Source organism: Lentisalinibacter salinarum (genome assembly GCF_040706555.1).
GTDB lineage: Bacteria > Pseudomonadota > Gammaproteobacteria > Steroidobacterales > Woeseiaceae > Lentisalinibacter > Lentisalinibacter salinarum.
On record NZ_JAPDRH010000004.1, the window covers coordinates 301,925 to 317,392 of the forward strand.

At 67.9% G+C, this 15,468-nt stretch carries 10 protein-coding genes; 7 read left to right on the forward strand and 3 right to left on the reverse strand.

Annotated elements, in window-relative coordinates:
• The first annotated feature begins 146 nt into the window (after positions 1-146).
• The 4 genes from ACJMKZ_RS16960 (at position 147) to ACJMKZ_RS16975 (ending at position 7,934) form a co-directional block, all read left to right on the forward strand.
• Complete coding sequence (locus ACJMKZ_RS16960) at positions 147-3,674, forward strand: EAL domain-containing protein (protein ID WP_405234404.1); 3,528 nt, start codon at positions 147-149, stop codon at positions 3,672-3,674.
• 110 nt (positions 3,675-3,784) lie between these two features.
• Entirely contained in the window at positions 3,785-4,678 is an 894-nt protein-coding gene (locus ACJMKZ_RS16965) for an N-formylglutamate amidohydrolase (protein ID WP_405234405.1), read from the forward strand.
• 54 nt (positions 4,679-4,732) lie between these two features.
• Entirely contained in the window at positions 4,733-5,875 is a 1,143-nt protein-coding gene (locus tag ACJMKZ_RS16970; RefSeq protein WP_405234406.1) for a carboxylate-amine ligase, read from the forward strand.
• A gap of 139 nt (positions 5,876-6,014) precedes the next feature.
• On the forward strand, positions 6,015-7,934 hold the full coding sequence (locus ACJMKZ_RS16975; protein WP_405234407.1) for a diguanylate cyclase domain-containing protein: 1,920 nt from the start codon (positions 6,015-6,017) through the stop codon (positions 7,932-7,934).
• A gap of 35 nt (positions 7,935-7,969) precedes the next feature.
• Here ACJMKZ_RS16975 and ACJMKZ_RS16980 read toward each other — a convergent pair whose 3' ends face one another.
• Positions 7,970-9,295 (reverse strand): NTP/NDP exchange transporter, encoded by a 1,326-nt coding sequence (locus ACJMKZ_RS16980; RefSeq protein ID WP_405234408.1) that lies wholly within the window; start codon positions 9,293-9,295, stop codon positions 7,970-7,972.
• 137 nt (positions 9,296-9,432) lie between these two features.
• Here ACJMKZ_RS16980 and ACJMKZ_RS16985 point away from each other — a divergent pair, with 137 nt between their 5' ends.
• Positions 9,433-10,080 carry a VOC family protein gene (locus ACJMKZ_RS16985; RefSeq protein ID WP_405234409.1) on the forward strand — a complete coding sequence of 216 codons (648 nt, stop codon included), beginning with the start codon at positions 9,433-9,435 and terminating at the stop codon, positions 10,078-10,080.
• A 42-nt stretch (positions 10,081-10,122) separates the two neighbouring features.
• Here ACJMKZ_RS16985 and ACJMKZ_RS16990 read toward each other — a convergent pair whose 3' ends face one another.
• Complete coding sequence (locus ACJMKZ_RS16990) at positions 10,123-11,112, reverse strand: CpcT/CpeT family chromophore lyase (protein ID WP_405234410.1); 990 nt, start codon at positions 11,110-11,112, stop codon at positions 10,123-10,125.
• Between the two features lie 257 nt (positions 11,113-11,369).
• Here ACJMKZ_RS16990 and ACJMKZ_RS16995 point away from each other — a divergent pair, with 257 nt between their 5' ends.
• Positions 11,370-12,590, forward strand: coding sequence for a putative porin (locus ACJMKZ_RS16995; protein ID WP_405234411.1), 1,221 nt, complete (start codon positions 11,370-11,372; stop codon positions 12,588-12,590).
• A 34-nt stretch (positions 12,591-12,624) separates the two neighbouring features.
• Here ACJMKZ_RS16995 and ACJMKZ_RS17000 read toward each other — a convergent pair whose 3' ends face one another.
• Positions 12,625-13,185, reverse strand: a complete 561-nt coding sequence (locus ACJMKZ_RS17000) for a hypothetical protein (protein ID WP_405234412.1) — start codon at positions 13,183-13,185, stop codon at positions 12,625-12,627.
• Positions 13,186-13,311: 126 nt separating this feature from the next.
• On the opposite strand from ACJMKZ_RS17000, the gene ACJMKZ_RS17005 reads away from it, so the two are divergent.
• Positions 13,312-15,330, forward strand: a complete 2,019-nt coding sequence (locus tag ACJMKZ_RS17005; protein ID WP_405234413.1) for a tetratricopeptide repeat-containing sulfotransferase family protein — start codon at positions 13,312-13,314, stop codon at positions 15,328-15,330.
• The last annotated feature ends 138 nt before the right edge of the window (positions 15,331-15,468 follow it).

Below are 15,468 nucleotides of genomic sequence, written 5' to 3' on the forward strand. Positions count from 1 at the left end.
ACAGACACTTTTTGTGACGCCGACTATCGTGCCGGTTCATTAGCGCCGGTCTTGCCGGTGCACCAGGTGAAGCTCTGGGAGAAGCTCTGGTCCGACGCTCGCCGCGAGCGCGCCCAGGGGGTCTCGGAGGAATGGACCGGCCACCCATGCACCCGACCCTCAAAGAACAGATCAGACAGGCGACCGCCGGCGGCGAGCGACTCGATTATCCGAGCCTGCTCGAGCTGGTGGAGGCGCGCTACGCCGAGCTGGATCGTCTGGTCACGACCACGCAGGACGAGCCGAGCCGCAATGCGGACCTGCGGGTGGTGCTGGACAGCGTCGCCGACGCCGTGCTCACCGTCGATCCCGACGGCATGATCCGCTACGCCAACCGGGTCGCCCATCAGCTCTTCGGTTACGAGATCGGCGGCCTGCCCGGCGTGATGCTGCCGGCGTTGCTGCCCCAGGCCGGGAAGATCCCGGTCAAGATGTTCCTGCAGGCGTATATCACCAACCTGGACGATACCTACCTCGAGCTCGAGACCGGTCAGACCGAGGCGTTGCGCGCCGACGGCAGCCGGTTCACTGCCGAGATCAACACCACCCGACTGTCGGAGCAGGCCAGCGGCGCCTTCGTGCTGTGCCTGCGTGATATCTCCGAGCGGTTGCAGGCCGAGGGGGCGCTGCGCGAGAACGAGGAGCGCTACCGCGCGCTGGTGGACCACGCCACGGAGGCCATCGTGGTGCTGGACGTCGACAGCGGCCGATTCGTGGACGTGAACGAGAACGCGGTCAGCTTCTTCAACCTGTCGAGGAAGCGGCTGCTGGCGATGGGCCCGGAGGGCATCTCGCCGGAATACCAGCTGGACGGCTCGCTCTCGTTCGGCAAGGCGAGGGGTTACGTCGACCGTGCGCTGAACGGCGAGCAGCCCTGCTTCGAGTGGCTGCACATCGACGCGGACGGCCGGGAGATCCCCTGCGAGGTGCGCCTCGTGCGGCTGCCTTCGGCGAACCGCAAGCTGCTCCGCGGCAGCATCACCAGCATCGCCGAGCGCAAGCGCAACGAGCTGATCGCTTTCGGCGAGCACAAGGTGCTGGAGATGGTGGCCTCCGGCGCCAGCCTGAAGAGCACGCTGAAGGCCCTCTGCCGGACCGTGGAACAGGTGACACCGGGCGCCCGCGTGCTGGTGACCACCCTGGACCGGGAACGGGCGAGCTTCCGCGTCGCGGCCTCGATCGGGTTGCCGGATGCGGTACTGGAAATGGCAGACGGTCTGAAGGTGGACTCCGCCACCACCTCGTGTGGCCGCGCCGTGGCCGAGAACACCCAGGTGATCACGCCCGAGATCGCGCGCGACCCCGGCTGGGCATCGCTCTCGGACTTCGCCGAGACGCACGAGCTGCGCGCCTGCTGGGCTTTCCCGCTGGTGGGCGGCGCGGACGACGTGCTGGGCACGCTCGCACTGTATTTCTCCGAGACCCGGGAGCCGTCCACGGCCGAGCTGGACCGCATCACCGGCCTGGTGCGTCTCGCGGGCATCGCCATCAAGCGCCGCTACGACGAGGAGGCGCTGCGCTCCAGCGAGGCTCGTTTCCGCGGCCTGTTCGAGCACGTGGTGGAGGGCGTCTACATCGCCAACACCGAGGGCGAGATCGAGTCGGCCAACCCGGCGCTGATGCAGATACTCGGCTACGAGGACGAGGAAGACCTGAAGCGCGAGGTGAAGTCCTCCACCGCCTACGTGAACCCCCAGGACAGCGTGCGCTTCCGCGAGAAACTGGAGCGCGACGGCGTCGTGCGCAACTTCGAGGCGCGGATGAAGCGCCGGGACGGCAGCGAGATCGTGGTGCTGGAGAACTCCCGCGCGGTCCTCGATGCGGACGGCAAGATCATCGCCCATGAGGGCACCATCACCGACATCACCGAGCGCAAGATCGCCGAAACCCGCATCTTCGAGGAGAAGGAGAAGGCGCAGGTCACGCTGAAGTCGATCGGCGACGCGGTGATCACCACGGATGCCGACGGCAACGTGGACTACCTGAATCCGGTGGCCCAGGATCTCACCGGCTGGGAACTGAGGGCCGCCCGCGGCAAGCCCATCGGCGAGATCCTCTCCATCGTGCACACCCACACGCGGGAGGCGGTGGACAACCCGGTGGAGCGCTGTCTGCGCGAAGGCCGGGTGATCGCGCTGACCGAGGATTCGGTGCTGATAAACCGGTTGTCCAACGAGATTCCTATCCAGGATTCGGCGGCGCCCATCCGCGACCGGGTGGGCAACGTCATCGGTGCGGTGATGGTGTTCCACGACGTGAGCAAGGAGAGCCGGCTCTCCCGCCAGCTTTCCTACCAGGCCGCCCACGACAGCCTGACCGGCCTGATCAACCGGCGCGAATTCGAGAACCGGCTGACCGCCGCGCTGGAAGAGGCCACCCTGGACACGGGCATCTCCCATGGCCTGCTGTATCTGGACCTCGACCAGTTCAAGGTGGTCAACGACACCTTCGGCCACACCGCCGGCGACGAGCTGTTGCGCCAGCTGGCCGAGCGCATCCAGGGCTGCATCCGCTCGAGCGACGTGGTGGCCCGACTGGGCGGCGACGAGTACGGCATCCTGCTTCAAAACTGCGACTGCGAGCGGGCCGTGAGCGTGGCGGAGACGATCCGCAGCGCGGTCGAGAACCACCGCTTCGTCTGGCAGGACAGCGTGCAGACCGTGCGCGCCTCGATGGGCGTGGTGATGGTGACCCACGAGACGGTGAGCGTCGGCACGCTGATGAGCGCCGCCGACGTGGCCTGCTACTCGGCCAAGGATCTCGGCCGCAACAAGGTGCACCTGTATCAGGACGGCGACGCCTCCATGCGCCACCGGGAGATGCAGTGGGTCTCGCGCATCACCAGCGCGGTCGAGGAAGACCGCCTCGAGCTGTACTTCCAGCCCATCGTGGCTATTGATAAAGGGGGCGAGAACGGCAGCCATGCGGCCGAATGCAGTCACTACGAGCTGCTGCTCAGGATGCGCGACGAGGACGGCGAGCTGGTGCAGCCGAACGTGTTCATCCCGGCGGCCGAGCGCTTCAACCTGATGCCCATGCTGGATCGCTGGGTGGTCAGCGAGACACTCGATCACCTGGCGGACCGGGTGGGTGCCGACGGACAGGCCACCTATACGCTGGCGCTGAATCTCTCCGGCACCTCGCTGAGCGACGACCGCTTCCGGGCCTGGGTGATCCACGAGCTGCGCCGCCGGAAGCTGCCGACGGGGGCCATCTGCTTCGAGATCACGGAGACCGCGGCCATCGCGAATCTCGACCGGGTCATCCACTTCATGAAGGAGCTGAAGGACGTCGGCTGCCGCTTCTCGCTGGACGACTTCGGCAGCGGCCTGTCCTCGTTCACCTATCTCAAGCACCTGCCGGTGGACTATCTCAAGATCGACGGCGCCTTCATCCACAACGTGGGCGAGGACGCGAAAGACCAGAGCCTCGTGGATGCCATCAGCCGCATCGGCAAGGCACTCGGCATCGCCACGATTGCGGAGCGGGTGGAGAGCGAGCAGGTGCTGGAGATCCTCGGCAGCATCGGCGTGGAATACGCACAGGGCTTCCACATCGCCCGGCCCGAATCGGTGCGCCGTTTCGCGCCCTGGGGCGAGACGGGGCGCGATACCGAAGACCGGGCGCTGGCCTGAGCTTCGGACCCGTTGTTGGACCCCGTTGTTGGACCGATCGTTGGACCGGTCGTCGGCCTGGCGAGGCTCGCCTGCCGGCCCCTCTGTGAATGGGTTACACTCGGTAGCGTATGAAAGACGCACCCGAGCCGGTACACATACCCGCCCAGGCCGCGATAGAACACGCACAGCGGGCACTGCTGGCGCCGGACGAGCCGCCGCCATTCGATATCGTGCACGGGCGCCGCGACCCGCCGGTGCTGATCGTCTGTGACCACGCCAGCCGGCGCATCCCCCGCACGCTCGGCGATCTCGGCATGGACGAGAAGGGGTTGTCCACCCACCTCGCCTGCGACATCGGCGCCGGCGAACTGACCCGCAGGGTGGCGGCGAGGCTCGAGGCCAATGCGGTGTTGGCCTGCTATTCCCGCCTGGTGGTGGACTACAATCGCCACCTGACCGATCCGACGGCCTTCCTGAGCCGGGGCGACGGCCACATCATCCCGGGCAACGAGGGCCTCACCGAGCAGCAGAAGGCCTGCCGCGCGGATGCCCTCTACTGGCCCTATCACCGGGCCATCGAGGAGGAGGTCCGCCGCCTGACCGACGGCGACCGGGTGCCGGCGTTCATCTCCATCCACAGTTTCACGCCGGTGCTGGACGGGCAGGGCCGCGACTGGGACGTGGGCATCCTCTGGGACACCGACCCGCGCCTGCCGCGGCCGATCCTGGAGGGACTGCACCGCATCCCCGGGCTCGTCATCGGCGACAACGAACCCTACTCGGGCCGGGCGCCCGCCGACTTCACCGTGGACTATCACGCAGAGCGGACGGGGCTGCCCCATGCCGCCTTCGAGATCCGCCAGGATCACCTCATGAGCGAGGAGGGCCTCGAACTCTGGACCGACCGGCTCGTGCACCTGCTCGCGCCCCTCCTGGACAACCCGAATCTCTACCGCCGCCTGCCCGTGGTACCGGAGCACGACGCCCCGGGCCGCTCGGGGGACAATCCGATACCCGGCTGACGGGCCGGAGGCGGGCGAGCGGCGGCTGACGACTGGCGAGCGGAGCACCGGCCCATGAAAGAGCCTGCCTTTACCATCGGTATCGAGGAAGAGTACCTGCTGGTGGACCGGGAGACCCGGGGACTGGCGGACGACCCGCCCACCGCCATGCTCGAGGAGTGCGAGAAGCGCTGCAAGGGCCAGGTCAGCCCGGAGTTCATGCGCTCCCAGATCGAGGTGGGCACCCGGGTGTGCCGCAACATACGCGAGGCCCGCCGGGATCTCGCGCGGCTGCGGCGGGTGATCACGGACGTGGCCGACGAACACGGTCTCGCGCCGATCGCCTCCTCCACCCATCCGTTCAGTCGCTGGACCGAGCAGAAGCACACGCCCAAGACCCGCTATCAGGCGCTGGCCACCGAGATGCAGGCGGCCGCCCGGCGACTGCTGATCTGCGGCATGCACGTGCACGTGGGCATCGAGGACGATGCGATGCGCATCGATCTCATGTCGCAGATGAGCTACTTCCTGCCGCATCTGCTGGCGCTGTCCTGCTCGTCGCCCTTCTGGGAGGGCAAGGACACCGGGCTGAAGTCTTACCGCCTCACCGTGTTCGACGCGCTGCCGCGCACCGGGCTGCCGGAGCATTTCTCGAGCTTCGGCGAATACCAGCGCCACGTGGACGTACTGGTCTCGGCGGGCATCATGGAAGACGCCACCAAGCTCTGGTGGGACCAGCGCCCGAGTGCCCGCTACCCCACGCTCGAGACCCGGGTGATGGACGTGTGCACGCTCATCGACGACACCATGGCGCTGGCCGCGCTGGTGGTCTGCATCCTGCGCATGCTGTTCCGCCTGCGCGTGGACAACCAGCGCTGGCGCATCTACCCGAACATGCTCATCCACGAGAACCGCTGGCGGGCGATGCGCTACGGATTCGACGAGGGCATGATCGACCTGGCCAAGGGCCGCGTCATCGCCTTCGAGTCCCTGCTGGAGGAGCTCCTGGAGATGGTCGCCGAGGACGCCGAAGCGCTGGACTGCGTGGCCGAGGTGCGCTCGGTGCGCCACATCATCGAGCGGGGCACCAGTGCCCATCGCCAGCTCGAGACCTACCGGGACGCGCTGTCCGAAGGCGCCGATCACCAGGGGGCCCTGCAGGCCGTCGTCGACCACCTGATCGAGGAGACGGCGACGGGGCTGGATGCGCCCGATTGAACTCGTGATTGAGACCCTGATTGAGACATAATCCCGTCCGGCGCCGGGGGCAACTGAGTACCGGTTAACAGAAACCGGAGCCGCCCGCCGCTACAGTGCCCCAATCGCCGCCGGTGGGGGCGGCAGACGGACGGGGCGATTGGATAAGACGACCTTCTTCCTGCTGATCCAGCTCTCTGCCGCCGTGGGCTATGCGGCCATGGCGGTGGCGCTCTATCGCCGCCGGGAACCGGACGCCCGTTCGGTCTCGCTGGTGGTCTTCCTGGGATTGCTGTCCGTCTGGATTCTGGGCGCGGGGCTCGAGACGGCGTTCCCCACGCTCGCCGTGCACAACGTCGCCCGGGTGCTGGTGTTCGTCGGCGCCTGCTTCGCGCCCGTGGCCATCGTCGCCTTTCTCATGGGCTACACCGCGCAGGGAGTGCGCGCCAACCTGCTGGCCGGGTTGTGCGTGGTGCCCACGCTCACGCTGCTGATGACGGCGACCAATCCCTGGCACGGCCTCATGTGGGATTACCCGCCGCCGATGGACGACGGACGCACGCTGCTGTCGCTGGACTGGGGTCCCTGGTTCGCCTTCGTGCACGGTCCTTACAGCTACGGCATGGTGCTGGTGGCCTTCACGGTGTTCGGTTTCCACCTGCCGTCGGTGCCGCCGTCGCAGCGGCTGCCGGCGGTGGTCATGATGATCTCCGGCATGGTGCCGCTGACGATCAGCGGCCTGTCGGTGATGGGTTTCGGGCCCCAGGACGTGCCGGTGACCACGCTGACGCTGTCGGCGTTCATTCCGATCTACGCCTGGATGACGCTGGGCATGAAGGTGACCCGACTCAGTGTCGTCGCCTATCGGGGCGTGTTCGAACAGCTGAAGGATCCGGTGCTCCTGCTCGACAATGAGGACCGGGTGGTGGGCGCGAATCGCGCGGCCGAGAAGCTGCTGGGGGCCCGCGAGGCGGAGCTGGTGGCGCGCCGCCTGCGCGGCGAGACGCCGGTGGTGGATGCCATCCGGGAATGCGTCGAGAGCGGCATCATGCAGCACCTGTCGACGGACTGCGGCCGCCATTACGAGGTGCGCCGCTCGGCCATCCGCACGGCGAAGCGTCATCAGCGAGGGCAGATCGTGGTGTGCCGGGATGTGACAGAGCGGCACAAGGCACAGGATCGGCTGGCGAAGAGCGAGCGGCTGCTGCGCACGCTGGTGGACAACTCATCCAACGGCATCCTGCGGCTTCGTAAGACCGAGGACCGGGACGTGTTCCGCTGCGTGTTCGCCAATCGGGCCGCCGAGCGCTACCTGGGTCTGCCGTCGCGGCGCATCGTGGGCCAGGAGATCGACACGTTCCAGCTGCCCGGCGACGGACAGTTGCAGGCGCTGGTGGTGCGTTCGGCCACCGAGGGGGCGCGCTGCGACGACGAGATGGAGGTGGGCGAGGGCACGCGCCGGCGCTGGATGCGGGTGATCGCCGAGCCGGTGGACGACGATGTGGCGGTGACGTTCATCGATATTACCGAGCGCAAGGAGCGCGAGCGCCAGATGGAGACCTACGCGCTGTCGGACGCGCTCACCGGACTCTACAACCGGCGGGGGTTCGAGCAGCACGCCCGGCCGCTGCTCGCGCGGGAGGCGGGGCCGAGTCACGGCGCCGTCATCTTCCTGGACATCAACGGTTTCAAGGCCATCAACGACGAGCACGGCCACCGGCTGGGCGACTCGCTGCTGCAGAGCTTCGCGGACCGGCTGCGGGCGAACCTGCGGCCGCAGGACGTGATCGGCCGCTGGGGCGGGGACGAGTTCGTGGCGCTGGCGCCCGGGATATCGAAGCCGGAAGCCGAGCAGCTGGCGCGGCGGCTCACGCTGGCGCTGGCCGAGCGCTACCGCATCCGGGATGTCGCGGTGGGCTGTCCCGCGAGCGTGGGAATGGCGCTCTACCCCGAGCACGGCCGCCATCTTAACGAGCTGCTGCGCGCTGCCGACCACGCCATGTACCGCGCCAAGCAACGCAGCCGCGAAAACGACCGGCTCTCCGACTCCCAGCTCCTGGAGCAAGTCCAGGCCAGCTGATCAGGTGCCGGTCACTCGAAACGCAAATTTATTGATTAACTATCAGAAGTTCTAATAGTTCGGTCCGGCACCTTGTTGTATTGGCGGCCCAGGGCTACGGCGCAGACGGCCCAGATCGCCGCTACCAGCACGCCCACACTGGCGATGCCGGCCAGGCCCAGGCCGAAGACCTGCATCAGCTTGTAGAGACCCGCATTGGCTGCGTCGCCGCCGCGGTAGACCACGGTGTCGATGACGTTCTTCACCTTGTACCGGCTCTCTCGATCGACGGCGGTGTAGAGCATCTCCCGCGCGGGCCGGGTGATGGCGTAATTGCCGGAGCGCCGGATCACCTGCACGATCACCAGCACGGTCAGCGTCGGTACCGCCGCGAGCGCCACGAAGCCGCCAATCATGAACACTGGCATCGCGGCGAGCGTCACCACCATCCCCACTCGCTTGACGATGCGTCCGGTCAGGAAGACCTGGGTGCCCAGCGAGATCACGTTCACCGCCAGGTCGATGAAGGCGAAGACCTGCGTGCGTTCCTCCGAGGAGGCGAAGGCATCGCGCACCAGTTCGGCCTGCTGCAGGTAGATGAAGGTCCCGACCGCCGTGTAGAGGAAGATGAACGCGGCGAGGGTCAGCAGATACGGCGAGCGGAACAGCAGGGTGAAGCCCGCGAACGGGTTGCCGCCCATGGCTTCTTCGCGCCGTGTTGGAGTGCCGTCCGCCTTCACCTCGCTGCTGGCGGCCGAGGTGTGCGACCAGTGCAGGAGGTAGCGGATCAGGAACAGCGTGGCGCCGAGCAGCGCGGCGGCGACCAGCACCAGATTCCCGGTCCCCAGCGTCTCGGCGAAACTCACCGTGAACGCCGGTCCGACGATGAAACCGGTGCTGGCGCCGGCGGTGACGAAGCCGAACAGTCGCTTCGCCTGGTCGCCGGAGAAGATGTCCGCCATGAAGCTCCAGAACACGGAGACCACGAACAGGTTGTACACGCTCAGCCAGACGAAGAAGACGCGGGCGACGACCGGGTTGTCGGGATCCGCGCTGAAGGCCGCGTAGAACAGCGCCAGGTTGATGATGAAGAACAGGTACACCCACGGCAGGAATACGCCGCGGCGATAGCGCGAACACAGCCAGCCGTAGAACGGGACGGCGACGAGGGTGGCGAGGAAGGTCGCCAGGAACATCCAGGGCAGGTTCTCCACGCCGCCCGCGATGCCCATGGTGTCGCGCACCGGCCGCAGCACGCTGTAGCCGGTGAACAGGCAGAAGATATAAACGAATGCCGCCAGGCAGGCGGAGAGTTCCCCCGGCCGCGCGCCGATGGCGAAGCGCATCGCCGCGGCCAGTCTATCCCTCGGATTTCCCGCCATCGGTCGCCTACCCCCTGCGCCTGCACGGCAACGCGTGGAAACCGGGCAAGCCTAGCGCATTGCCGCCTTCCGTCACAGGCTCCGGTCCAGGCCGCTCCGCGCTACACTCTTCGGCGGTGAAACCAGGAGTGACCGCTATGAGCCGCCGCCATCCGCGTCCCCGTCCCGCCCGCTCGCTCGCCGTCCGGGGTTTCGGCGACGCCGCCCTGCCATCGGCTATCCCCGCGACCCTCGCAATCGCACTCCTCGCCGGGGTCCTCCTGGCCGCCGCCGCGCTAGCCGCCCCTGTGCCCGAGTCGGAGCAAGTGGACATCGACCTGCGCCGTACCACACTGGTGGTCCGCGACATCGACGCCTCGCTCGCTTTCTACCGCGACGCGCTCGGCATGGAGGTGATCTACGACCGGGCCATCCGCACGCCGCGGGACGCGGCCACGGACGAGGAGGCCGACATCGCCCGCCGTCTGGTCTTCCTGCGGGCGAACGACGACTACGTCGGCATCATCGGGCTGCTGCAGTACGTGAAACCGGCCAAGCCACCGGCGAACCAGGGCCTGGAGCCGTTCACGCCGGGCAGCATGGTGCTGCTGTTCAACACCAGTGACCTCGCGGCCCGGTTCGAGGCGGCGCGCAACGTCATCGGCGTGCGCGTGCTGAGCGAACCCCGGGAGATCAGCTATCCCTCCTACGACGGCAAGGGCACCATCCCCGTGCTGGTGAGCGTGCTCACCGACCCGGACGGCTTCGTCATCGAGCTGAACCAGCTCCTCGGCGAGCTGCGCTGACGCCGGCGCAGGGCTGCGCCGTCCGGCGGCTGCCGACGGGCCTTATTCGATATAGCCCGGCTCGATATAGTCCGGCACCGGCAGGCCGGGCAGCACCAGCACCTCGAAATCCGCGGCGCCCTCGCGCAGCGGCAGGATCTCGTTCTGGTAGGTGTCCGAGTACCAGAACTCCCGGGCGGCCTCCAGGCAGGGAAAGCGGGAGATCACCACGCCGCGCCCCGGCGGCGGGTCGCCCTCGAACACCTCCAGCGCCGGAGTAATGGCCTCGTAGTAGCCCTGCACCTTTTCGTACAGGCCGGACGCGAAGATCGCCCTCGGGTAGGCGGCGAAGGCCTCGCGGTCATGGATCTCGCCGAAGACCACCATGCGTACCGGCTTGTTGCAGGCCTCCGTGCTGTCGCCGTCGTCCACGGGGTGGAAACGGTAGCCGCCGGCCTCCGGTCCCCAGACCACGCGGCCGTCGGCCGCTATGCCCCGGTCCCAGTTCATCATGATCTCGTCGGTGAGCACGGAGCGGGAGACGACGTACGCGGCGCCCTTGTAGCCGTTCCTGCATTCGCGGCCGTGGGTGTTCCCCTCGAAGCGGCGCTCGCCGGCACGAACGAGGGTGACGTCGCAGCCCTCGACGGGTTGCAGGTCGTCCGGCGAAAGGCCCTCGAGCAGCGAAGGGTCTTTCCAGGCGCCGACGTAGCGCTGCGTCTCCGGCAGGCGGTAGCCGCGCGCGAGGAGACTGCCGTCCTCCGCCACTGTCAGGCGCGTGATGCGCTGCCGGTAAGGCCGCTCCGCCTCGCCGAACCAATTCTCGGCATACAGCCAGCGGCCGTCGTCCCGGCCATCCCAGACTTCCGCGATGTGCCAGACCGCGGTGCCGTAGCGATCGTCGGCCGCGGCCTGGGCGGCGGAGCTGAAACTGCCGGTGGTCATCTCGACGTACAGGTCCAGGGCCTCGCCGCCCCGGGCGGCCTGCGCGGCGAGAAGCAGGACCAACGTGAACGCACTGAGTACGGAGATCGGGAAAGTGGTGATGCGCATACCGGATGCCTCCTGCGGCGACGGAGCGCGCCGCAACCGCCGGATCGTAGCAGAACGGTTCCGTTGTGGACGCCGGCACGCGGCCGGCGCGGCCCCGCGAAAGTCATGAAACTGTAATAATTCGGAAACCTTTCCGTGACAATCTGCGACCATGGCGGCGCGCCGAGGGCGGACCGCCGGACCTCAGGCGAACCAGACCAGGGAGATCAGATATGCGAGTTCTGTTGCGAGCGTGCGTGGTGCTCGGCGTAGTGTTTGTGCCTGCATTTTCGGGCGCGGCTGCCGTCAGTCAGGAAGAAGTCCGCGAGTTGCGGGCGCAGATCGCGGCGCTCAGTGAGCGGCTGGCGGAACTGGAGGAGCGCGCCGGGATGGAAGAGGGCGGCACCGGACTCGCGGAGACCGCGGACCCGGCGCCGGCCCCCGAGCCGGCACCCCTGCCCGCGCGTCGCGAAGACCACTGGACCGACCGGGTCGCGTTGAGCGGCGACTTCCGCTACCGCTGGGAGACCATCGACCTGGAGGGCAACGACAGTCGGGAGCGCCACCGCATCCGTGCGCGATCGGCTCTGGTGGGGCAGGTGAACGAGACGGTGCGGGTCGGGTTCGGCCTCGCGACCGGCGGCGACAGTCCGGTATCCGCGAACCAGACCCTGGGCCGGGGCGGCTCCTCGAAGCCGATTTCCCTGGACCTCGCCTATTTCGAGTGGCGAGGGCTCGACGATACCCGCATCCTCGGCGGTAAATTCAAGCGGCCGCTGCTGCGCCCCGGCGACAGCAATCTCCTCTGGGACGATGACTGGCGGCCGGAAGGGTTCGCCGCCGTCTACGACAACGGCGGGCTCTTCGGCACGGCGATGGCGACCTGGCTGGAGGGCGACAGCCGCGCGGGCGAAGAAGTGGCGCTCGCCCTGCAGGGTGGCGGGAACTTCGCGCTGGGACGCGATCGCGCCCTGAAGCTCACCGCTGGTTACTACCAGATCGACGTCGCGGGCCGCCAGCCTCTGTTCGAGGAGGCCGAGTTCTTCGGCAATTCGTTCGCGCCGGACGGCAGTTTTCTCTACGACTACCACCTGCTGGAGCTCGGCGGCGAGTTCGAGTTCGGCCTTAGTGACTGGCCGTTATCCGTGTTCGCCAACTACGTGAAGAACCTCGAGGCCGGCGAATACGATACGGGCTGGGCCATAGGCGGAACCCTCGGCAGGGCGAAGGACGTCGGCAGCTGGAGCGTGCGCTATTTCTACGAGGACCTGGAAGCCGACGCGGCCCTCGGCCTGCTGACCGACTCCGACTTCGGCGGGGGTGGCACCGATGCGCGCGGGCACGTGCTGTCGGCCGACTACGTTATCGCATCCAACTGGGTCTTCCGCCTGACCTATTTCGATAACGTCGTCAACGAGAACGCGGTGGACCGGGGTGATCCCGGCGCCGAAGAACTCGACTACGACCACCTGATACTGGACTTCCGTTACAAATACTGAGGCCGCGGGCCTGGCCGCCGGCGGGGGCGTGGAGTCAGTCGGCCCGCTCCACCCGGATGCTGCGGCTCGAGCCCGCACGGCTCATCATGTACGAGCCGAGCGTCGCGCGGCGGATCTCCACTTCGTGGCCCTCGCGCAGGAAGAACCGGGACGGTACGGTCTGGCGCCAGATCTGGCCGTTGTCGAGTTTGACGGCGATGCGGTCCGGCGTGATCTCGATCAGCTCGACGACCTCGCCGGTGATCCGCTGCAGCTCTTCGCGTCCGACCGCCCGGTCCATACGGCGTTGGATGTCGGCGGGGTCGCGGCCGAACAGCTCTTCGGGCGAGGGCAGCGGAGCGGTTTCGGCACTGGCATCCCCGGGGGATGGCGGTGTCTCCGTCCGGGTCGGCGCCGACGGTGTCGCCGGCTGCGTGACAGCCCCTGGCGGTTCGCCGACGGAGTTGCGCTTTGTATCCGCGCGGCGTTCCGCGGCGCGGTCGTAGCAGGCCAGCCGCTCGTCTGCACCGGCGATGCCGCGGCAGGCCAGCAGATCTGCGGGCAGGCCCTGCGCGCCAGCCGGACCGGCGACGGTTGTGGCTACAGCGAGGAGCATCACTCCAGTCATTGCGGGGGTAAGGTGCAGTTTTCCCATGGCCGGTAAGATAGCATTGAAAAACCGCGGTGGCCCGCCCACAATCCGGCCGCTCCCGCCACCCCTTAACCAGCCCGGCTGACCGATTTGCAGAACCCGACCTCCAACGCCGACGCCGACCGGGCCCTCGAGGCCGTTCTGGCACGCATCGACGAGCTGCTCGGCACCGATCCGGTCCGCGCAGAGGCAGAGGCGCGGGCACTGCTGGACAAAGTGCCCGGCCAGCCGGTCGCCCTGCTGTTTCAGGGCATCGCCCGGCGCCTGATGGGCAACCCGGCCGCCGCGGCCGAAGTCCTGGGTCCGCTGTGCCGGGCGCATCCCAACGCGCCGGCGCCCCGGCTGCAGCTCGGCCTGGCGCTGCGGGAAACCGGCGACGACGAGGCGGCCCTGGCCACGCTCCGGCGCGCCGTCGACGCCAAGCCGGACTTTGCCGACGCCTGGCTCGCGCTGGCCGATCTGCTGACCGCACTCGAACGAACCGACGAGGCCGACCGGGCTTTCGGTGGCTACATTGCCCACGCGAACCAGAAGCCGCGTATCGCCGAGGCCGGCCGCGCGCTTGGCGAGAACCGGCCGGGCGACGCCGAATCCCTGCTGCGCGCGCAGCTCGCACCTTATCCGAACGACGTGGTGGCGATGTGTATGCTCGCCGACGCGGCGGAGCGCCAGGAGCGCATCGGCGAGGCGGAGGAGCTGCTGGCCCGCTGCATCGAACTCGCTCCGGGCTACCGCCGCGCCCGCCACAACCACGCCGTGATCCTCATGCGGCAGAGCCGCCTGCAGGAAGCGCTGGCGGAGACCGAACGCCTGCTGGAGGCGGAGCCGAAGAACACCGACGCGCGCAAGCTGAAGGCGTCCATCCTGGTCCGGCTGCTGGAGTACGACGAGTCGATCCGCATCTGCGAAGAGCTGCTTTCGGAGGACGAGGCCCAGCCCACGGTCTGGACCAGTCTCGGCCACATGCTGAAGTCCGTCGGGCGCAGGGACGACTGCATCCGTGCTTATCGCAAGGCCATCGAGCTGGCGCCGGGCTATGGCGAGGCGTACTGGAGCCTGGCCAATCTGAAGACGCACAGCCTGACCGACGAGGAACTGGAGGCGATCGGGCGGCAGCTGGACCTGACCGGGCTCGACGAGCGGGACCGCTGGCACCTGCACTTCGCGATGGGCAAGGGGCTGGAGGATCGGGAGAGCTACGAGGAGTCCTTCCGGCACTACGCCGAGGGCAACCGGCTGCGGCGCGCCCGCACCGCCTACGATATCGGCGACATGGCGGAGCACGTCCGCCGCAGCAGGGCCCTGCTGACCGGACAGTTTTTCGCGGATCGGGCCGGCTACGGCGCCGGCGCGGCGGATCCGGTCTTCATCGTCGGCCTGCCGCGCTCCGGCTCCACGCTGGTCGAGCAGATCCTGGCCAGCCACAGCCAGGTGGAGGGGACCATGGAGCTCCCCAACATCGCCGCCATCGCGCGGACGCTAGACGGCGGCGACGGCTCGGCCACTGCCTATCCGGAATCCCTGGCGCAGCTGACGGCCGGGGAATCCCGGGCGCTCGGGGAGCGCTACCTGGAGGAGACCCGGGTGCAGCGCAAGGACGGCACCCCGTTCTTCGTCGACAAGATGCCCAATAATTTTGCCCACATCGGCCTGATTCACCTGATCCTGCCGAACGCCCGCATTATCGATGTACGTCGCCACCCGATGGCGTGCGGTCTGTCGCTCTTCAAGGAGCACTTCGCCAGGGCGCAGCAGTTCAGCTACGACCTCGCGACGATCGGCCGCTATTACCGGCTGTATGCGGAGCTGGTGGCTCATTACGACGCCGTCCTGCCCGGGCGCGTGCACCGGGTCGTCTACGAGCATCTCGTCGAGGACACCGAGGCCGAGGTCCGCCGCCTCCTGGAGTATTGCGGCCTGCCATTCGAGGAAGCCTGCCTCGCATTTCACGAGAATCGCCGCGCGGTCAGCACCGCGAGTTCCGAGCAGGTCCGCCAACCCATCTTCCGCTCCGGCCTGGACTACTGGCGGCACTATCAGCCCTGGCTGGGGCCCCTCGAGGCCGAACTCGGCGATCTGGTTAACGACTGGGCGACTTTCTCCCTTTAGTGCCCATCCGGCCCGGCGACCGGTCGGGCGCCTGTTGCAGCCGAGCGACAGCGCGAATTCCTCCGTAAAGCTGTTGTGTAAATGTTACACCTTTTCTGTAACGAGCTATTGAAATGGTGCCTTGCTGTGGCATACTCG